The 18,482-nt window shown below is 64.8% G+C and carries 17 protein-coding genes; 12 read left to right on the plus strand and 5 right to left on the minus strand.

Annotation, left to right across the window (positions count from 1 at the left end; all coding sequences use genetic code 11):
• Positions 1-59: 59 nt before the first annotated feature.
• The 3 genes from mobA to ACYVNQ_RS28685 all read right to left on the minus strand — a co-directional run bounded on the left by mobA (position 60) and on the right by ACYVNQ_RS28685 (position 5,603).
• Complete coding sequence (gene mobA / locus ACYVNQ_RS28675; RefSeq protein WP_460907251.1) at positions 60-674, minus strand: molybdenum cofactor guanylyltransferase MobA; 615 nt, start codon at positions 672-674, stop codon at positions 60-62.
• 66 nt (positions 675-740) lie between these two features.
• Complete coding sequence (gene moaA, locus ACYVNQ_RS28680; protein ID WP_460907254.1) at positions 741-1,847, minus strand: GTP 3',8-cyclase MoaA; 1,107 nt, start codon at positions 1,845-1,847, stop codon at positions 741-743.
• Positions 1,848-2,018: 171 nt separating this feature from the next.
• Complete coding sequence (locus ACYVNQ_RS28685) at positions 2,019-5,603, minus strand: Rne/Rng family ribonuclease (protein WP_460907257.1); 3,585 nt, start codon at positions 5,601-5,603, stop codon at positions 2,019-2,021.
• A gap of 794 nt (positions 5,604-6,397) precedes the next feature.
• Between ACYVNQ_RS28685 and ACYVNQ_RS28690 the strand changes: the two genes are divergently transcribed.
• Genes ACYVNQ_RS28690 through ACYVNQ_RS28705 form a run of 4 tightly spaced genes read left to right on the plus strand, consistent with a single transcriptional unit; the run spans position 6,398 to position 9,574 of the window.
• Positions 6,398-7,465 (plus strand): RluA family pseudouridine synthase, encoded by a 1,068-nt coding sequence (locus tag ACYVNQ_RS28690; RefSeq protein WP_460907260.1) that lies wholly within the window; start codon positions 6,398-6,400, stop codon positions 7,463-7,465.
• Positions 7,446-8,105 (plus strand): HAD-IA family hydrolase, encoded by a 660-nt coding sequence (locus ACYVNQ_RS28695; RefSeq protein WP_460907262.1) that lies wholly within the window; start codon positions 7,446-7,448, stop codon positions 8,103-8,105. Before ACYVNQ_RS28690 ends, ACYVNQ_RS28695 begins: the two co-directional genes overlap by 20 nt.
• On the plus strand, positions 8,102-8,545 hold the full coding sequence (locus tag ACYVNQ_RS28700; RefSeq protein ID WP_460907265.1) for a Rieske (2Fe-2S) protein: 444 nt from the start codon (positions 8,102-8,104) through the stop codon (positions 8,543-8,545). The genes ACYVNQ_RS28695 and ACYVNQ_RS28700 overlap by 4 nt, the downstream gene beginning before the upstream one ends.
• A 27-nt stretch (positions 8,546-8,572) precedes the next feature.
• On the plus strand, positions 8,573-9,574 hold the full coding sequence (locus ACYVNQ_RS28705) for a S49 family peptidase (RefSeq protein ID WP_460907268.1): 1,002 nt from the start codon (positions 8,573-8,575) through the stop codon (positions 9,572-9,574).
• 181 nt (positions 9,575-9,755) lie between these two features.
• On the opposite strand, the gene ACYVNQ_RS28710 is transcribed toward ACYVNQ_RS28705, so the two are convergent.
• Both ACYVNQ_RS28710 and ACYVNQ_RS28715 read right to left on the minus strand, forming a co-directional pair.
• Positions 9,756-10,475 (minus strand): SAM-dependent methyltransferase, encoded by a 720-nt coding sequence (locus ACYVNQ_RS28710; protein ID WP_460907271.1) that lies wholly within the window; start codon positions 10,473-10,475, stop codon positions 9,756-9,758.
• Positions 10,472-11,110, minus strand: coding sequence for a Maf-like protein (locus ACYVNQ_RS28715; RefSeq protein ID WP_460907274.1), 639 nt, complete (start codon positions 11,108-11,110; stop codon positions 10,472-10,474). Before ACYVNQ_RS28715 ends, ACYVNQ_RS28710 begins: the two co-directional genes overlap by 4 nt.
• Positions 11,111-11,373: 263 nt before the next feature.
• Between ACYVNQ_RS28715 and ACYVNQ_RS28720 the strand changes: the two genes are divergently transcribed.
• The 8 genes from ACYVNQ_RS28720 (at position 11,374) to fabF (ending at position 18,482) form a co-directional block, all read left to right on the plus strand.
• Positions 11,374-12,075, plus strand: coding sequence for a DUF177 domain-containing protein (locus tag ACYVNQ_RS28720; protein WP_460907276.1), 702 nt, complete (start codon positions 11,374-11,376; stop codon positions 12,073-12,075).
• Positions 12,076-12,210: 135 nt separating this feature from the next.
• Positions 12,211-12,390, plus strand: coding sequence for a 50S ribosomal protein L32 (gene rpmF / locus ACYVNQ_RS28725; RefSeq protein WP_460907278.1), 180 nt, complete (start codon positions 12,211-12,213; stop codon positions 12,388-12,390).
• Positions 12,391-12,519: 129 nt separating this feature from the next.
• Complete coding sequence (gene plsX, locus ACYVNQ_RS28730) at positions 12,520-13,686, plus strand: phosphate acyltransferase PlsX (protein ID WP_460907281.1); 1,167 nt, start codon at positions 12,520-12,522, stop codon at positions 13,684-13,686.
• A complete protein-coding gene (locus tag ACYVNQ_RS28735; RefSeq protein WP_460907284.1) occupies positions 13,686-14,675 on the plus strand; it encodes a beta-ketoacyl-ACP synthase III in 990 nt (329 codons plus the stop codon). The genes plsX and ACYVNQ_RS28735 overlap by 1 nt, the downstream gene beginning before the upstream one ends.
• 159 nt (positions 14,676-14,834) lie before the next feature.
• Entirely contained in the window at positions 14,835-15,770 is a 936-nt protein-coding gene (gene fabD, locus ACYVNQ_RS28740) for an ACP S-malonyltransferase (RefSeq protein ID WP_460907287.1), read from the plus strand.
• An 81-nt stretch (positions 15,771-15,851) separates the two neighbouring features.
• Complete coding sequence (fabG, locus tag ACYVNQ_RS28745; RefSeq protein WP_460907743.1) at positions 15,852-16,601, plus strand: 3-oxoacyl-ACP reductase FabG; 750 nt, start codon at positions 15,852-15,854, stop codon at positions 16,599-16,601.
• Between the two features lie 159 nt (positions 16,602-16,760).
• Positions 16,761-17,000: an acyl carrier protein gene (gene acpP / locus ACYVNQ_RS28750; protein ID WP_004197638.1), complete on the plus strand. Its 240-nt coding sequence runs from the start codon at positions 16,761-16,763 to the stop codon at positions 16,998-17,000.
• Positions 17,001-17,243: 243 nt separating this feature from the next.
• The gene (gene fabF, locus ACYVNQ_RS28755) at positions 17,244-18,482 is read left to right on the plus strand and encodes a beta-ketoacyl-ACP synthase II (RefSeq protein ID WP_460907291.1); all 1,239 of its coding nucleotides are present in this window, start codon (positions 17,244-17,246) and stop codon (positions 18,480-18,482) included.

Consider the following 18,482-nt stretch of genomic DNA (forward strand, 5'->3'; position numbering starts at 1 on the left):
TCGCGACCGGATGCGGGTTCGGCCGAGGCCGGACAATCGCGGCATGGATAGCAGAAACCTCAAATTCGTTCGAGGTCGGCCAGTTCCTGCAAAGAATTGACATTGTAAAACGCGCGTTCATCGGCAAAAGTGACTTCGACTGTCTTGTGGCGCGCGTACCACGCGCGTACCTTGCGCTCGCCCGCGCCCAGCCAGGCCGCGAGATCGTCGGCGAGCGAGGTGCGCATCAGCGCGAACACCGGGTGCAGCGATACTTCGCCGCGCGCGTTGGTGGTCGTGACGGTGGCGAGGTCGGCTTGCGCGGCGTCGAGTGCATCGGCCAGACGCGCTGCGAGGTCGACGGGGAAGGCCGGCGTGTCGCACGGCGCGCTCAGCACGAATGGCGTGCGCGCGCTGCGGAGACCGGCGAGCAGGCCGGCCAGCGGGCCGGGAAAGTCGGGCAGCGTATCCGCGATCACGGTTGCACCGAATGGCGCGCCCAGTTCGGCGTAGCGCCCGGCATTGCGGTTTGCGCTGATCAGCAGCGCGCCGGTTTGCGGCGCGAGGCGGCTGATCACGTGTTGTGCGAGCGGCTTGCCGTGCAGGACCTGCAGCCCTTTGTCGACGCCGCCCATGCGCATGCCGCGACCGCCCGCCAGCAGCAGGCCGGTGATCTGGTGGGAGGGAATCGGCATGGGGCTTTGAATGATCGTGAGCGGAGCAGGGTGGCGAAGGCGTGCGCGGCGTGGCGTTGCCGCGCGCTAGCCGCCGATATACGACATTTCGACGCGCCGTTCGTCCGTGCGCGGCTGTGCACGCGAACTGCCGCGCAACTGCGAATAGCGGTCGGTGCGCATCTGCCACACGTGGGCGATGGCGGCGGCGATGTCGGGGTCGCTGGAGCCGTTGCGCAGCAACGTGCGCAAGTCATGGCCGGACGATGCGAACAGGCACAGGTAAACCTTGCCTTCGGTCGAGAGCCGCGCGCGCGTGCAGGTGCCGCAGAACGCGCGCGTCACGCTCGAAATCACACCGATTTCGCCGCTGCCATCGGTGTAGCCCCAGCGCTGCGCGGTTTCGGCCGCGCTGTTCGGCTCGAGCGGCACCAGCGGGAAGTGCGCGCCGATCTGCTCGACGACTTCCGCGGACGGCAGCACCTCTGTCATGTTCCAGCCGTTCGACGTGCCGACATCCATGTATTCGATAAAGCGCAGCACCGTGCCGGTGCCTTTGAAGTGCCGCGCCATCGGCACGATTTGCGTGTCGTTGGTGCCGCGTTTGACGACCATGTTCACCTTCACCGGCGCGAGGCCGACCGCCTGCGCGGCTTCGATGCCGGCGAGCACGTCTTCGACCGCGAAGTCGGCGTCGTTCATCTTGCGGAACAGCGCGTCGTCGAGTGCATCGAGGCTCACCGTCACACGTGTGAGGCCTGCGTCTTTCAGGCTGCGCGCCTTGCGCGCGAGCAGCGAGCCATTGGTGGTGAGGGTCAGATCGATCGGGTGGCCGGCGGGCGTCGTCAGGCTCGCGAGCCGCTCGATCAGGAATTCAAGGTTCTTGCGCAGCAGCGGCTCGCCGCCGGTCAGCCGGATTTTTTCGACGCCGTGCGCGACGAAAAGACGCGCGACGCGCTCGATCTCCTCGAACGTCAGCAGCGCGCTGTGGGGCAGGAACGGGTAATCCTTGTCGAATACCGAACGCGGCATGCAATACACACAGCGGAAATTGCAGCGATCCGTCACCGAAATGCGCAGGTCGCGCAGCGGCCGCGCCAGCATGTCGTGCAGTTGGCCACGCGGCGCGTGCGCCGGGCCGGAAACCATCGGCACAGCGCTGATATCGGTGAGGGGAATGATGCGTCGGGACATGGTTTGTTTATCTGGCTCAAGCTATTCATTCTAGCGGAATGCCCGGCCTGTCTCGATTCGGGAAATGCCTGCTGTTTACGAAAAAGCCCGCCTTTTGACGGGCGGGCTTCGGTCCCGGCGCGCTTCGATGTTTCGATACGCGCCGGGATGAGGCGAGACGACTAACCGCCGTTACTGCGGATGCTTCACCGTTTCGACCTGCTGCATCGGCGCGCTGTCGGCCGGCGGCAGCGGCTTGCGCTCACGCGGCACGCGCGCCGGCGCGGCGTGCTGCGCGGCGGCTTCCTGTGCGGCACGCAGCTTGTCGGCGCTGGTGTTCACCCACACGAGGCCGGCGCTTTCCAGCATCGGCTGCAGTGCTTCCGGCGACAGCGCGGGCGTCACGTGGATGCCGTTTGCGCTGGTTGCACCGTTGGCGCGTGCGGGCGGAGCCGGTTCGGCTGCCGGTGCCGCTGCCGGAGCCGCTGCCGGAGCCGCTGCCGGAGCCGCTGCCGGAGCCGCTGCCGGAGCCGCGGCTGCTGCCGGTGCCGGGGTGGCGGCCGTTGCCGGAGCAGCGACTTCGACAGCCGGTTCCTGCACCGCGGGTGCGGCCGGTTGCACCGCGACGCTGCTTACCTCGGCGGCCGGGGCGGCAGCTTCGGCGGCTTCGGCGGGTGCCGGTTGTGCCGTGGGCGCTTGTGCCGGTACGACCGGCTCGGCGGCAACGTGCGGTGCGGGCTCGGCCGGCGCTGGCGCGCTGACGGTTGCCGGCTCAACCGGCGCCTGCACAGCCGGTGCGGCTTGCGCGACCGGTTCATACGCAGCGGCCACTGGCGCAGCTTGCGGCGCTTCAGGCGCAGCGGACGGCGCGTTCTGCACTTCGCTTTCCACGTGCGTGGCCTGCGGCGCAGCGACCGGCGCCTCGTTTGCCTCAACCGATGCGACCGGTGCGAACGACGTGGCGGGGGCTTCGGATGCGAACGGCGTGCTAAACGAAGCCGATTCCACCTGCGCCGGTGCAACTGGTGCTTGCGGCTGTACCGTTTCGACGGCTACCGGCGCTTGCGCGACCGGTACGACTGCTTCGGCGGTTGCCGCTTTCTCGGCAGCCAGCATCGGGGTGTCCGCCGTGGCGTGCAACTCGGTGACCACAGCCGTTTCCGTCGCGACTGCGGCGACCACCACTTCCACCGGTACCACCGGTTGCTGCGGTGCCTCGTGGCGGCCAGTGTGCTCCGGCGCGCGGTGCGGTACTTCTGCAGGCACGGACGCAGCATCGCCTTCTGCTTCAGCGACATCGGCTGCGGTGTTGACGTTCAGACCGTCTTCTTCACGCTCGCGACGGCCACCACGACGACCGCGCCGGCGCCGACGACGCTCTTCGCCGTCACGTGCAGCGTCCTGATCGAGCGGCGCAGCGCCCCCCGTCAGGTTGGCCTGGGCCTGCAGCGCGGTGTCGGCGTCTTGCTCCGCATCGTTCTGATTCAGCGCTTCGGCCGTTTCCTGCTGCGGCTTGCGCCGCTCGCCGCGCTCGACGCGGTCCGGACGTTCGCGGCGTTCCTGGCGCTCGCCGCGTGCGCCGGCTTCCACCGTATCGGTGCGCTCGGCGGTGCGGTCCTGACCGCGTTCGGCGCGCTCCATGCGGCCTTCGCGGTTCTCGCGCGGTTCGCGGGTTTCGCGATTGTCACGCGTGTCGCGAGCTTCACGTCCTTCGCGACCCTCACGGCTGCCGCGAGCTTCACGTCCTTCGCGTGCTTCGCGCGGCTCACGGTTGTCGCGGATTTCACGACCTTCGCGGCCCTCGCGATTTTCACGCCCGTCGCGGTTTTCGCGCTCTTCGCGGCGCGGCGCCGGCTGGGCCGGACGGGCACCGGCTGCGGCGCCTTCGCCACGGCTCACGGTGTCGCGGGCCGCACCGCCACGGCGGTTACGGTTACGATCGCCGCCGCGTTCACCCGGACGCTCGCCACGTTCGGTACGCTCGGTGCGTGCCGGACGTGCAGTCTTGTCAGCCTCGACCGGCGTTGCTACCGGTGCCGCCGGCTTCACGCCGAACAGGCCCTTCAGCCAGCCGATGAAGCCACCGGCAGCCGGCGTCACCGCGACCGGCGCGGGCGTCGGCGCAGCAGCGGGGCGGACCGGCGCGCTCGGCGCCGGCTTTTCAGGCGTGATGCCCTTCACCGCGGCTTCCTGCTTCGGTTTCACCTCTTCGGTGCGCTTGCTGTAGCCGGTTTCCGATTCGAGCTCGCGAGCCGCTTCTTCGGCCATCTTCCACGACGCGCGCGGGTCGTCGAGACGCGCATCGTCGTGACGCAGACGCTCGAGCTTGTAGTGCGGCGTATCGAGGTGCTTGTTCGGCACCAGCACCACGTTGACCTTGAAGCGCGACTCGATCTTGTTGATTTCCGAGCGCTTTTCGTTGAGCAGGAAGGCGGTTACCTCGACCGGCACCTGGCAGTGGATCGCCGCGGTGTGCTCCTTCATCGCTTCTTCCTGAATGATCCGCAGCACCTGCAGCGCGGACGATTCGGTATCGCGGATGTGGCCCGTGCCGTTACAACGCGGGCACGTGACGTGGCTGCCTTCGGACAGCGCCGGACGCAGCCGCTGACGCGACAGCTCCATCAGGCCGAAGCGCGAGATCTTGCCCATCTGCACGCGCGCGCGGTCGTGCTTGAGCGCGTCTTTCAGACGCTGCTCGACTTCGCGCTGGCTCTTGGCCGACTCCATATCGATGAAGTCGATCACGATCAGGCCGCCCAGGTCGCGCAGACGCAACTGGCGCGCGACTTCGTCGGCGGCTTCCAGATTGGTGCGTGCGGCCGTTTCCTCGATGTCGGCGCCCTTGGTGGCGCGCGCCGAGTTCACGTCGATCGCGACCAGCGCTTCGGTGTGGTCGATCACGATCGCGCCGCCCGACGGCAGCGGCACCGTACGCGAGTACGCGGTTTCGATCTGGTGCTCGATCTGGAAGCGCGAGAACAGCGGCACGTCGTCGTGGTAGCGCTTCACCTTGTTGACGTTGTCCGGCATCACGATGTCCATGAAGGCGCGGGCCTGGTCATGGATTTCGGTGGTGTCGATCAGGATTTCGCCGATATCGGGCTGGAAGTAATCGCGAATCGCGCGGATCACGAGGCTCGATTCGAGGTAAATCAGCATCGGCTGACCGGAGTTGCCGCTTTGCGACGCGGCTTCGATCGCGCGCCACAGCTGCATCAGGTAGTTCAGGTCCCACTGCAGCTCTTCGGCGCTGCGGCCAATGCCGGCGGTGCGCGCGATGATGCTCATGCCCTCGGGCAATTGCAGCTGCGCCATCGTTTCGCGCAGTTCCTGTCGGTCGTCGCCCTCGATACGGCGCGACACGCCGCCGCCGCGCGGGTTGTTCGGCATCAGCACCAGGTACCGGCCGGCCAGCGAGATAAAGGTGGTGAGCGCCGCGCCCTTGTTGCCGCGCTCTTCCTTTTCGACCTGGACGATCAGCTCCTGGCCTTCCTTCAGCGCGTCCTGGATGCGCGCGGAGCGCATCTCGACGCCGTCGCGGAAGTACTGGCGGGCGACTTCCTTGAACGGCAGGAAGCCGTGCCGGTCTTCGCCGTAATTGACGAAGCAGGCTTCGAGCGACGGCTCGATGCGGGTAACGATGCCCTTGTAAATGTTGCCTTTGCGCTGTTCGCGCCCGGCGGTTTCGATGTCGATATCGATGAGCTTCTGCCCATCGACGATGGCGACGCGCAATTCTTCCTGCTGCGTCGCATTGAACAGCATGCGTTTCATTGAACGGCTCCAGAGCGGCTTCGCGCAACCCATACGCCGGCATGCGACGAGGCTTGTGACCTCAGCGCCGGACGAACGGGCAGCGGCAGGCCGCGCCTTATTGTGTTTTCACAAGCACGCTGGAGCGGGAAAGTTGGCGGGAGAATTGCCGCAAGAGGGCGCCGTCCGCCAGAAATGGACGACTGCCGCAGGGCACCTGCGAATACGGCTTCAAATAACCGCGCGACACGCCACGAGCCCCGGACTACCGCCTGCTTACGCCTTCTTCCATATCCCGCCGGTGCGCCAGGATGGGCGCATGACCGGACGGGCGAAGGGGCTGCGGTTAGCCGCAGCGGGGTTCGCTTCAAATTCGCGATTTCCCGCTCGGGGGGTGCCTCGCCTGATTTTTGACGTCGCCCTGTTCCGCATTTCTTCGCGGAACCCTTCAGGCGCTCGCCGTAACTTCGCCACTGGCGCGCTGCGCCGCGGACCGCCTCCGGAACTTCAACCCGGTGGGCGCCGCCCGCTGCCTCGGCTCGCCAGTCAAATTCTTTTTGACCAAAATTCCGTTACCGTCAGCTACCTGCCGACCGAACGCGCCTGTGGGCGCCGTCCCTGCCGGACATGGTTGCCGTGCGTGCAACTTGTTGCATCTCGTTTTTCGGGACGAGCAACCAGCCCCGGGCGCAAGTAAAATGTCGGTTTAACGCTTGCACCTGCGCAATCCGCCCGCGGTTCGGCTAATGCGCCGGTTCCATCGCGCCGGTCGAACCCGCCGGCCGCCGCAGACTGCTGGGCAAATTATATTCAGAATGAAAGAGTTAGGCAAAATTTCCCAGAAAAAGGTCGCAAGTGATCAGGTCTCGATGATCGAGATCGACGACAGCGCGGCCGGTCAGCGCATCGATAACTTTTTGTTGCGCGTCTGTAAAGGTGTGCCCAAGAGCCATATCTACCGCATTTTGCGCAGCGGCGAAGTACGCGTGAACAAGGGCCGCGTCGATGCCCAGTACCGGCTCGCGCATGGCGATCTGGTGCGGGTGCCGCCCATTCGGATTGCCGAGTCGCAGGCGGCGGTCGCGCCGCCGGTGCCGACTTCCGCCCATTTCAGCGTGCTGTTCGAAGACGACCACCTGCTGGTGATCGACAAACCCGCCGGCGTGGCGGTGCATGGCGGCAGCGGCGTCGCCTACGGCGTGATCGAGCAGTTGCGCGCGGCGCGTCCGGACGCGAAATTCCTCGAACTGGTGCATCGGCTCGACCGCGAAACCTCCGGCGTGCTGATGCTGGCCAAAAAGCGCGCGGCGCTGGTCGACCTGCACGAGCAGATCCGCGAAAACCGCATGGACAAGCGCTACTACGCGTGCGTGCACGGCGAATGGGCAAGCGACTGGGGCCGCCGCCGCGCGGTGAAGGAGCCGCTGCACAAATATCTGCTGCCGGACGGCGAGCGCCGCGTGCGGGTTCAGCCGGACGGTTTGCCTTCGCACACTATTTTCAACCTGATCAACCGCTGGCCCGGCTATGCGCTGCTCGAAGCGGAACTGAAAACGGGTCGGACTCATCAGATACGGGTTCATCTCGCGCATTTGGGGCTGCCGATCATCGGCGACGCGAAGTACGGCGATTTTGCGCTGAACAAGGCGCTCGCCCGCGCGAACGCGGTGCCCGGCCTCAAGCGGATGTTTCTGCATGCGTATCGCCTGAAATTGACGCACCCGGCCACGCGCGACACGTTGCAGTTCGACGCGCCGCTGCCGGCCGAATGCAAGCGTTTCGTCGCACAACTGGCCGAGCTGAACGGTGAGGCCGCACCCGATAATCCATCAAATAGTCCAAACAATAGTGAGACAGCCACGCATGGCCCGACAGCAATTTGATCTGATCGTCTTCGATTGGGACGGTACGTTGATGGATTCGACCGCGCACATTGCGCGCAGCATCCAGGCGGCGTGCCGCGATCTGGGCCTGCCGGTGCCGGCCACCGAGGCCGCCAGCTATGTGATCGGCCTCGGTCTGCGCGACGCGCTGCAGATCGCCGCGCCGACGCTCGACCCGGCCGAGTATCCGCGGCTCGCCGAGCGGTACCGGTTTCACTACCTGATCAAGGATCAAACCACCGAGCTGTTCACCGGCGTGCGCGAAATGCTCACCGAACTGCGCGATACCGGTTATCTGCTCGGTATCGCGACCGGCAAGAGCCGCGTCGGGCTGAACCGCGCGCTCGATACCGTGCGGCTTACCAGCCTGTTCGACGGCACTCGTTGTGCCGACGAAACCTTCTCGAAGCCGCATCCGGCAATGCTGCACGAGCTGACCCGCGAACTCGGCCAGGATCCGGCGCGCACCGTGATGATCGGCGATACCACGCACGATCTGCAGATGGCGGCCAATGCGGGCATCGCCGGCATCGGCGTCACGTACGGCGCGCATCCGGCCAATTCGCTCGCCGCGCTGCAGCCGAAGTTCGTCGCGGAGAGCGTTGTCTCGCTCGCCGCGTGGCTGCGCGAGCACGCATGAGCGATACCGCGCCCGAGGCAGTACGCGTTTGCGCATCGGCGGAACTGGTCGACGGCGGCGCCGGCGTGCGGCGCGCCGCGCGCTGGGGCGGCGGTAACGCCGTTGTATTTTTCGTCCGCTACGATGGCAACGCGTACGGCTATCTGAACCAGTGCGCGCATGTGCCGATGGAACTGGACTGGAACGAAGGTCAGTTCTTCGAATCCTCCGGCCTGTATCTGATGTGCGCGACCCACGGCGCGATCTACGCGCCGGACACGGGGAAGTGCGTCGGCGGACCTTGTCGCGGCGGCAGATTGCGCGCGCTGCAGGTCGACGAACGCGACACGCCCGACGGTCGCGCGGTATTCTGGCTGCCCGACGGCGAACTCCGGCCGGCCGATGCCGGGCCTGACGGGGCGCCTGAAGGGCAACCGGCAGCGCAACCCGAAGCGCCCTGAAACCCCGATTCACTCTGGCGGCAACGCATGTCCGACAATTTCAATCCCGATTCCAAAGAGCCTGCCGCAAGCCGTCCGGCTGCGTCCGCTGGCGAGCCCGGCTGGGAGCGCGCGGCGCTCGAGCGTATTGCGCTGGCCGCGATCACCGAGCAGCGCACCGCGCGTCGCTGGCGGATTTTCTTCCGGTTCGTGTTTCTGGCGATCCTGGTCGTGATCGGCTGGGGCGTGTTCGATCTGTCCGGCGACAAGGTCGCAGCGACCGGCCGGCATACCGCGCTCGTCACGCTTGATGGCGAAATTTCCGCCAATACGAACGCGAACGCCGAAGATGTCGACGCCGCGCTGCAAGATGCGTTCGAAGACGCCGGCACGGCGGGGGTCGTGCTGCGTTGTAACAGCCCGGGCGGCAGCCCGGTGCAGGCGGGCATCATCTATAGCGAGATCCGCAGGCTGCGCGCGAAGCACCCTTCGGTGCCGCTGTATGTGGTGGTCGGCGATATGTGCGCGTCGGGCGGGTATTACGCGGCTGCGGCGGCGGACAAGATTTACGTCGACAAGGCGAGCATCGTCGGTTCGATTGGCGTGCTGATGGACGGCTTCGGTTTCACCGGCCTGATGGACAAGCTTGGTGTGCAGCGCCGGCTGCATACGTCTGGGGAGAACAAGGGCTTCTTCGACCCGTTCTCGCCGGAGACGCCGAAGATGGACGCGCACGCGCAGCAGATGCTCGACGAAATTCATGCGCAATTCATCGACGCGGTGCGCCAGGGGCGCGGCAAGCGGCTGCACGAGACTCCCGATATTTTCTCCGGGCTGTTCTGGACCGGCGAGAAGAGCGTCGAACTCGGTCTTGCGGATGGTTTTGGCGATACCGATTACGTTGCGCGCGAGATCATCAAGGCGCCCGACGTGGTCGATTACACGGTGAAGGAAAGCATCACCGACCGCGTCGCGCGCAAATTCGGTGCGGCGGTCGGTGGTGCGGCGGTGCATGCGCTGATTCTGGGCGGGAAGCTGAATCTGCGTTGAGCGGCGCGCTTGTGGGGCGGTTGTGCGGCGCCGAGCCTGGCGCCGCTTTGCCTCGGGTTGCTTTGCCTGGCGCAGCGGTTTGCGGTCTGATTGCGGCCCAGATGGTTCCTGGGTGCCGCCCGATTGCGGCGTGATTGCGGCCCGTTTCCGCCCGTTCCGCCTGGTTTCGCCCGGTCGCCGCCTAGTTGGCCAGCAGCAGAAAAATCGCCGGACGCTTGTGCAGATCAGGCGCCGGCTTTTTCTTCCAGTCGCTGATCGCACGGCTCGCGATCGTCTCATTTTCCATCGTCAGATCAACCGCGACGCACACCAGCGTCGACGGCGCGCAGGTCGCGATCAGCGTGTCGAGCAGCGCCTTGTTGCGATACGGCGTTTCGATAAAGATCTGCGTTTGCCGAGCCTTGCGCGATTGCTGCTCCAGCTCGCGCAGGCGCTTTACCCGCTCGGCCGCATCGATCGGCAGGTAGCCGTGAAACGCGAAGCTCTGGCCATTCAGCCCGGACGCCATCAGCGCCAGCAGGATCGAACTCGGCCCGACCAGCGGCACGACCTTGACGCCGCGTTCGTGCGCGCGCCGCACCAGCAGCGCGCCCGGATCCGCGACCGCCGGGCAGCCGGCCTCGGAGACGAGGCCCGCGTCGGTGCCCGCCAGAATCGGTTTCAACAGCGCTTCGATCGCGCCGGGCGGCGTGTTGACGTTCAGTTCGCGCACCTCGATTTCCTGGATCGGCCGCTCGGTGCCGACTTTCTTCAGGAACACGCGCGTGGTTTTCGCGTTTTCGCCTATGTAATAGTGCAGCGCCGCGGCGCGCGCCCGGACCGGTGCCGGCAGCACGGCGGCCAGTGCGTCCGTGTCGCCGTCGCCGAGCGTGTTCGGGATCAGATACAGTACGCCGCTCATCGCGTCTCCCACAGTGGATAACCGGCTGCAAGCAGCATGCTCGACAGCGCGATCAGCGGCAGGCCGATCAGCGCGGTCGGATCGTCGGATTCGATTGCTTCGAGTAGCGCGATGCCGAGCCCCTCGGATTTCGCGCTGCCGGCCACGTCGTACGGCGTTTCGGCGCGCAGGTAGGCGTCGAGCGCCGCGTCCGGCAGATTGCGAAAGCGCACGCGGGTCACCACGTCGATGCTCTGCGCGTCGCCCGAGCGGCTGTCGAACAGGCATAGCGCGCTGTGAAACAGCACTTCGCGGCCGCGCATCGCCTGCAACTGGGCGAGGGCTTTTTCATGCGTGCCGGGTTTGCCGATCTGCAGGTTGTCGAAGGTCGCGACCTGATCGGAGCCGATCACCAGCGCCGTATCCGTGCTGGCGAGGCTCGCGGCGACGGCGCGTGCTTTCGCCTGCGCCAGCCGCAGTGCGGTGGCTTCAGGGGTTTCGCCGGTCAGCGGCGTTTCGTCAATGGCGGGTACCGCGACGTCGAACGGAATGCGCAGGCGTTCGAGCAGTTCGCGGCGATAGCGTGAGCTCGATGCCAGAATCAGGCGAGGCGGGCGATTTGCGGTGGGTGCGTCGGTTTCGGCGGGTTCGGACATGCTGGATTCAGATGCTAAATGGGTGTCTGCAACACAGGCTGCGGAAGGCGCGCTGCAGCGGGGCTTAAGTGTTTGACTCGAAAAGACAATACGGATATAGTCTTGGGCTTTTCTAGCGGCGCCTTGTTGTAGTCGTAAGCAGGGCGGCTGAAGCGCGTTGAACACAAGCCCACAAGCCGCAGCAACCGCGCGCTATAAGAGTTGCGATTCCGGCTACAAAGCCCAACTGCAGCTCGCCACGCAATCGCCCAGCAGGAGTGCACATGACGGATACGAATCGCAGTCTTGGCAAACCTGCTGGCAAACCCACCGCTGCTATCGACCCACGGCAGCTCGACGTATTCGAGTTTGCGCGCAGTGGCCGGCAGGCAGCGGGTGTGGTGCGGGTTTCGCAGTTGCCGCGCATGTTAAACGAAGTCCCGGCGGAAGTGTCGGCTGAACAACGCGATACCGCGTTCACCTGGCAAGTCGAAGGGTCGGCGCAGACGGAATTGCAGGAAGACGGCACCGAGGGCCCGCAACCGTATTTGCGGCTTGCGGTTCACGGTGTCGCGTGGCTCGAATGTCAGCGTTGCCTGACGCCGTACGAGCAGGCGCTCAATGTCGACACGACCTATCGGATCGTTGCGACTGAAGCGGAGGCTGAAGAGTTTCCGCTCGACGAAGATGAGGTCGAGGTGATCGTGGGCTCGCGCCAGTTCGATCTCATCGATCTGATCGAAGATGAATTGCTGCTTTCGCTGCCGCTCATACCGAAGCATGACGTCTGTCCGCAAGTGCACGAGAGTCTCGTGTCGGGCGTGAGCGGGGCAGACGGAGAAGGCGGCGAAGCAGTGCAGGACGAAGCCGCAGCGGACGACGAGCCCAAGCGGCCCAATCCGTTCGCTGCGCTGCGCAGCCTGAAGACGGACGATCCGGATGGATCGGACGGTTCGGGCGGCAACAAGCGCGGCAACAAGCATTAGCGCGAGTATCAACGCGGGCATTGAACACGTTGCAAGGGTAGCCTGAGTGTCAGGCAGCAGGCCAGTCAGCCAAACGGCTGATGGCTGTGGCGACATCGGGCTGTGTTAGAATTCGGAAAATTTTCAGGAGTTATCATGGCAGTCCAACAGAACAAGAAGTCGTCGTCCAAGCGCGGCATGCACCGTTCGCACGATTTCCTCAACGCAGCGCCGCTGGCCGTTGAGCCGAGCACCGGTGAAGTGCATCTGCGTCACCACATCAGCCCGAACGGCTACTATCGCGGCAAGAAAGTCGTCAAGACGAAAAACGACTAAACGCCTGGGTGTGTTGCGCACTCAATATGGCGTTTCGCGTGGCGACCGGCTCGCTTGACACTCTTTCCGGTACATCGAAAAGGCGGCATTCAACTGCCGCTTTTTTGTGCGTGAAAATCGTCGCATTCCATGACTGTTAAGCTCACGATCGATTGCATGGGAGGCGACCACGGTCCATCTGTGACCGTTCCCGCCGCCGTCAATTTCGTTCGCTCGCACCCCGATGCGCAGCTGTTGCTGGTCGGCATCGAAAGTGCGATCCGGGCGCAACTGAAAAAACTCAAGGCTTCAGACGAGCCGGCGCTGACGGTCGTGCCGGCTACCGAGATCGTCGCAATGGACGATCCGGTCGAGGTCGCGCTGCGCAAGAAGAAAGATTCGTCGATGCGCGTGGCGCTCAATCGCGTCAAGGAAGGAGAGGCGCAGGCCTGTGTCTCCGCCGGCAACACCGGCGCGCTGATGGCCGTGTCGCGCTACGTGCTGAAAACGCTGCCGGGCATCGAGCGCCCGGCGATTGCGTTCGCGCTGCCGAATCCGACCGGCTACACGATGATGCTGGACCTGGGCGCGAACGTCGATTGCGAGCCGCAGCATCTGCTGCAGTTCGCGGAGATGGGGCACGCGCTGGTATCGGCGCTCGAAGGCAAGGAACGTCCGACGATCGGCCTGTTGAACATCGGCGAAGAAGTCATCAAGGGCAACGAGACCATCAAGCGCGCCGGCGAGCTGCTGCGCGCGAGTACACTGAATTTCCGCGGCAACGTCGAAGGCGACGACATCTATAAAGGTACGACCGATGTGATCGTCTGCGACGGTTTCGTTGGCAATGTCGCGCTGAAAACGTCGGAAGGTCTCGCGCAGATGCTGTCGAACATCATCAAGGAAGAGTTCGGCCGTTCGTGGCTCACCAAGGTGATGGCCGTACTTGCGCTGCCGGTGCTGCTGCGCTTCAAGCGGCGCGTCGACCATCGCCAGTACAACGGCGCGGCGCTGCTCGGCCTGCGTGGTCTGGTGATCAAAAGCCACGGTTCTGCGGACGCTTATGCGTTTGAGTGGGCTATCAAACGCGGGTATGATGCCGTCAAAAATGGCGTGCTGGAACGCCTCGCACGCGCAATGGAAGAGAACGCGGGCTCGCTCGAGCAGGCGGCACGCGTCGCGGGCGGCGTAGGTGGCACTGCAGGTGGCACCGTAGGTGGCACAAGCGGCGGCGCGGGTCTCGCAAACCCGGTCGGGCCGGGTGGTCCGATCGCAGGTCAGGCCGGGCCCTACGCTGCATCATCCTCGAAGGCATAATGGCTCAATCGACTCTATATTCCCGCGTGCTCGGCACCGGCAGCTATCTGCCACCCGGTCGCGTCTCCAATCAGGAACTGACCGACCGTCTCGCGAAGCAGGGTGTCGAGACGAGCGATGAATGGATCGTCGCGCGCACCGGCATTCATGCGCGCTACTTCGCCGAACCCAACGTCACCACCAGCGACCTCGCGCTGATCGCCTCGCAACGCGCGATCGAAGCCGCCGACGTCGATCCGCAGTCGATCGATCTGATCATCGTCGCCACGTCCACGCCGGACTTCGTGTTCCCGAGTACCGCGTGCCTGCTGCAGAACAAGCTCGGCATCAAGAACAACGGCGCCGCATTCGACGTGCAGGCGGTGTGTTCCGGTTTCGCGTATGCGGTGGCAACCGCCGACAGTTTCATCCGCAGCGGCCAGCATCGTACGGCGCTGGTCATCGGCGCAGAGACCTTCTCACGCATTCTCGATTTCAACGATCGCACCACCTGCGTGCTGTTCGGCGATGGCGCCGGCGCGGTGATCCTGCAGGCATCGGATGAGCCGGGCGTGCTGTCGAGCGCGCTGCATGCGGATGGCAGCTATTCGAACATTCTGTGCACGCCGGGCAATGTGAACGGCGGCATCGTCAGCGGCAGCGCGTTTCTGCATATGGATGGCCAGGCGGTGTTCAAGCTCGCGGTCGGCGTGCTCGAGAAGGTCGCGATCGAAGCGATCGAGAAAGCCGGCCTGAAGCCCGAACAGATCGACTGGCTGATTCCGCATCAGGCCAATATCCGCATCATGCAGAGCACCTGCCGCAAGCTGGGCTTGCCGCAGGAACGGATGATCGTCACCGTGCACGAGCACGGCAATACGTCCGCTGCCTCCATTCCGCTCGCCTTCGACGTCGCGGTGCGCGACGGTCGCATCAAGCGCGGCCAAAACGTGCTGCTCGAAGGCGTCGGCGGCGGCTTTACCTGGGGCGCGTCGGTCATTCGCTTCTAGACACCGGCAAAACGGGATACCCGGCAACTTCAGACCGGCGCTTCGCGCGCGATACGCGCACGCACCAGCGCTGCTGCCGGGCTCGCAGGCGGCATACGGCAAACCACCTGTATGCCCGCCGCGGCCACGCCCACTCGAATCAACGATTTTGGGGACGTTATGAAATTTGCGTTCGTTTTTCCAGGCCAGGGATCGCAAACGGTCGGTATGCTGAATGCGTTCGGCGATCATCCTGTGGTGCGTGAAACGCTGCAGGAAGCCTCCGATGCACTGGGCCAGGATCTCGGCAAGCTGATCGCCGAAGGTCCGATCGAAGACCTGAATCTGACCACCAACACGCAGCCGGTGATGCTGACGGCCGCTTACGCGATTTATCGCGCGTGGCAGGCGGCGGGCGGCCCGGCGCCGTCGATCGTGGCCGGCCACAGTCTCGGCGAATATACGGCGCTGGTCGCGGCCGGCGCGCTGAAGTTCAGCGATGCGGTGCCGCTGGTGCGCTTTCGCGCGCAGGCGATGCAGACCGCGGTGCCGGTCGGAGAGGGCGGTATGGCGGCGCTGCTCGGCCTGGACGACGCAACCGTGCGCGAAGTGTGCAGCGAAGCGGCATCGGCGGGCACGGTCGAGGCGGTCAACTTCAATGCGCCCTCCCAGGTCGTGATTGCCGGCCACAAGGCCGCGGTCGAGAAGGCCTGCGAGATCGCGAAGGCAAAGGGCGCGAAACGCGCGCTGCCGCTGCCGGTGTCGGCGCCGTTCCATTCGTCGCTGCTGAAGCCGGCTTCGGATCAGCTGCGCGAGTATCTGGCCAACGTCAATCTTTCCGTGCCGTCGATCGCTGTGGTCAATAACGTCGACGTCGCGATCGTCAACGAGCCGGCCGCGATCAAAGATGCGCTGGTGCGCCAGGCGGCCGGCGCGGTGCGCTGGGTCGAATGCGTGCAGGCGATTGCGCAGCAGGGCGTCACGCACGTGATCGAATGCGGTCCCGGCAAGGTGCTGGCGGGGCTGACCAAACGCATCGACAGCAATCTGGTCGGCGCGGCGGTGTTCGATCCGGCTTCGCTGGAAGAAACGCTGAAGCTGGTCAACGCGCAGTAGCAATGAGTCAAACCGCCGGTCGCGCGCAGTGCGTCGCCGGGCGGCACACGATGAGTAGAAGGCAATAAGCGGAACGCAATGATGGACAACTCTCTCGACAAACAGATCGCCGTGGTGACCGGCTCTTCGCGCGGCATCGGCAACGCCATCGCGCTGGAACTGGCGCGTCGCGGCGCGACCGTGATCGGCACGGCGACCAGCGAAAGCGGTGCGCAGGCGATCACCGAAACCTTCAAGGCAGCCGGACTGAACGGCCGCGGCGCGGTGCTGAACGTCAACGACGCCGCTGCGATCGAAGCACTGATCGACGGCACTGTGAAGGAATTCGGCGCGCTCAACGTGCTGGTGAACAACGCGGGCATCACGCAAGACCAGCTCGCGATGCGCATGAAGGACGAAGACTGGGACGCGGTGCTCGACACCAATCTGAAGGCCGTATTCCGCCTGTCGCGCGCGGTGCTGCGCCCGATGATGAAGGCGCGCGGCGGCCGGATCGTCAACATCACGTCGATCGTCGGCGCATCGGGCAACCCGGGGCAGGCGAACTATGCCGCCGCGAAGGCTGGCGTAGCCGGCATGTCGCGTGCGCTGGCGCAGGAAATCGCGAGCCGCGGCATCACCGTGAACTGCGTGGCGCCGGGCTTCATCGACACCGACATGACGCGCGCGCTGTCCGAAGAGCAGCAAACCGCGCTGAAGTCCAAAGTGCCAGCGGGGCGTCTGGGCGCGCCGGAAGACATCGCGCATGCGGTTGCGTTCCTCGCATCGCCGCAGGCCGGCTACATCACAGGCACCACGCTGCATGTAAACGGCGGCATGTACATGGCGTAATCAAATTCGGTTACTATCCGCGCCGCGATGTCGTTTCCTTGCAGTTTCGCGCGCTGGTGACACATGCCTTCGCAGCAATGTGCGCGCCGTTTTTCTGCGGGGCAAACCTGATAAAATGCGCGCACCTGTATTTATGAACTTCTTTCCCTTGGAGGGGTAATGGACAACATCGAACAACGCGTTAAAAAGATCGTTGCAGAACAACTGGGCGTCGCAGAAGCCGAAATCAAGAACGAAGCGTCGTTCGTCAACGATCTGGGCGCCGATTCGCTCGATACCGTCGAACTCGTGATGGCTCTCGAAGACGAATTCGGCATGGAAATTCCGGATGAGGAAGCCGAAAAGATCACCACGGTGCAGCAAGCGATCGACTACGCGCGCGCCAACGTCAAGGCGTAAGGCCATTCGCCAGCGCACCGCCGCGTCTGCTGCGTTGTTCCGCTGTCGCGCCGGTTACCGGCAAGCGCAGGAACCGCGGCACGCCGCCGCCACCGGCATGCTAGCCGCGCTCAAAGCCACAGGGCTCACAGGTTCGGTTCCTGTGGCCGCTGTGGCTTTTGCTTTGGCCGCTGCTGTTGCAGACGCTGTCCGGTTGGCATCCAGCAGTTTTTGCTTTCGTCATTCTATGGAAAAGGGGTTACCGTGAGCCGCCGTCGTGTTGTTGTTACAGGCCTGGGGCTGATTTCGCCTGTTGGCAATAATGTCGCTGATGGCTGGGCCAATCTGGTCGCCGGCAAATCAGGCATCGCCGACATCACGAAGTTCGATGCGTCGAACTTCTCCACCCGCTTCGCGGGTGAGGTCAAGGGCTTCGCTGTCGAGGACTACATGCCCGCCAAGGAAGCGCGCCATATGGATACGTTTATCCATTACGGCATCGCGGCCGGCATGCAGGCGATGCAGGACAGCGGCCTCGCAGTCACCGCTGAGAATGCCGAGCGCATCGGCGTGGTGGTCGGTTCGGGCATCGGCGGGTTGCCGATGATCGAAATCACGCAAACCGAACTGCTCAATCGCGGCCCGCGCCGGATTTCGCCGTTCTTCGTGCCGGCCTCGATCATCAACATGATTTCCGGGCATCTGTCGATCAAGTTCGGCCTGAAAGGCCCGAATCTGTCGATGGTGACCGCGTGCACCACCGGTCTGCACTGTATCGGCGAGGCCTCGCGCCTGATCGAATACGGCGATGCGGACGTGATGATCGCGGGCGGTGCGGAATCGACCGTGTCGCCGCTCGGCATCGGCGGCTTCGCGGCGGCGCGTGCGCTGTCGCAACGCAACGACGATCCGGCTACCGCGAGCCGTCCGTGGGACAAGGAACGCGACGGCTTCGTGCTCGGCGAAGGCGCGGGCGTGATGGTGCTCGAAGAGTACGAGCATGCGAAGGCGCGCGGCGCGAAGATCTACGCGGAAGTGGCGGGCTACGGCATGAGCGGCGACGCGTATCACATGACGGCGCCGGTCGAAGACGGCGACGGCGCGCGCCGCTGCATGCTGGCGGCGATGAAAAACGCCGGCATCAATGCGGATCAGGTCCAGTACCTGAATGCGCACGGCACGTCCACGCCGCTGGGCGACCTCGCGGAAACGATCGGCATCAAGCGCGCGTTCGGCGATCACGCAAAGAACATCGTCGTGAACTCGACGAAGTCGATGACCGGGCACCTGCTGGGTGGCGCGGGCGGCCTCGAATCGGTGTTCACGGTGCTGGCCGTGCATCATCAGGTGTCGCCGCCGACCATCAACATTTTCAACCAGGATCCGGAGTGCGATCTCGACTACTGCGCGAACACCGCGCGGCAGATGAAGATCGACGTGGCGCTGAAGAACTCGTTCGGGTTCGGCGGCACCAACGGTACGCTGGTGTTCAAGCGCACCTGA

The organism is Paraburkholderia jirisanensis (genome assembly GCF_054782355.1).

Coding starts and splice junctions, on each gene's coding strand:
- ACYVNQ_RS28690 (WP_460907260.1), top strand. CDS start 6,398: ATGAAAGAGTTAGGCAAAATTTCCCAGAAAAAGGTCGCAAGTGATCAG.
- ACYVNQ_RS28685 (WP_460907257.1), bottom strand. CDS start 5,603: ATGAAACGCATGCTGTTCAATGCGACGCAGCAGGAAGAATTGCGCGTC.
- ACYVNQ_RS28695 (WP_460907262.1), top strand. CDS start 7,446: ATGGCCCGACAGCAATTTGATCTGATCGTCTTCGATTGGGACGGTACG.
- fabD (WP_460907287.1), top strand. CDS start 14,835: ATGAAATTTGCGTTCGTTTTTCCAGGCCAGGGATCGCAAACGGTCGGT.
- ACYVNQ_RS28720 (WP_460907276.1), top strand. CDS start 11,374: ATGACGGATACGAATCGCAGTCTTGGCAAACCTGCTGGCAAACCCACC.
- rpmF (WP_460907278.1), top strand. CDS start 12,211: ATGGCAGTCCAACAGAACAAGAAGTCGTCGTCCAAGCGCGGCATGCAC.
- ACYVNQ_RS28705 (WP_460907268.1), top strand. CDS start 8,573: ATGTCCGACAATTTCAATCCCGATTCCAAAGAGCCTGCCGCAAGCCGT.
- plsX (WP_460907281.1), top strand. CDS start 12,520: ATGACTGTTAAGCTCACGATCGATTGCATGGGAGGCGACCACGGTCCA.
- moaA (WP_460907254.1), bottom strand. CDS start 1,847: ATGTCCCGACGCATCATTCCCCTCACCGATATCAGCGCTGTGCCGATG.
- mobA (WP_460907251.1), bottom strand. CDS start 674: ATGCCGATTCCCTCCCACCAGATCACCGGCCTGCTGCTGGCGGGCGGT.
- ACYVNQ_RS28735 (WP_460907284.1), top strand. CDS start 13,686: ATGGCTCAATCGACTCTATATTCCCGCGTGCTCGGCACCGGCAGCTAT.
- ACYVNQ_RS28715 (WP_460907274.1), bottom strand. CDS start 11,110: ATGTCCGAACCCGCCGAAACCGACGCACCCACCGCAAATCGCCCGCCT.
- ACYVNQ_RS28710 (WP_460907271.1), bottom strand. CDS start 10,475: ATGAGCGGCGTACTGTATCTGATCCCGAACACGCTCGGCGACGGCGAC.
- acpP (WP_004197638.1), top strand. CDS start 16,761: ATGGACAACATCGAACAACGCGTTAAAAAGATCGTTGCAGAACAACTG.
- fabG (WP_460907743.1), top strand. CDS start 15,852: ATGGACAACTCTCTCGACAAACAGATCGCCGTGGTGACCGGCTCTTCG.
- ACYVNQ_RS28700 (WP_460907265.1), top strand. CDS start 8,102: ATGAGCGATACCGCGCCCGAGGCAGTACGCGTTTGCGCATCGGCGGAA.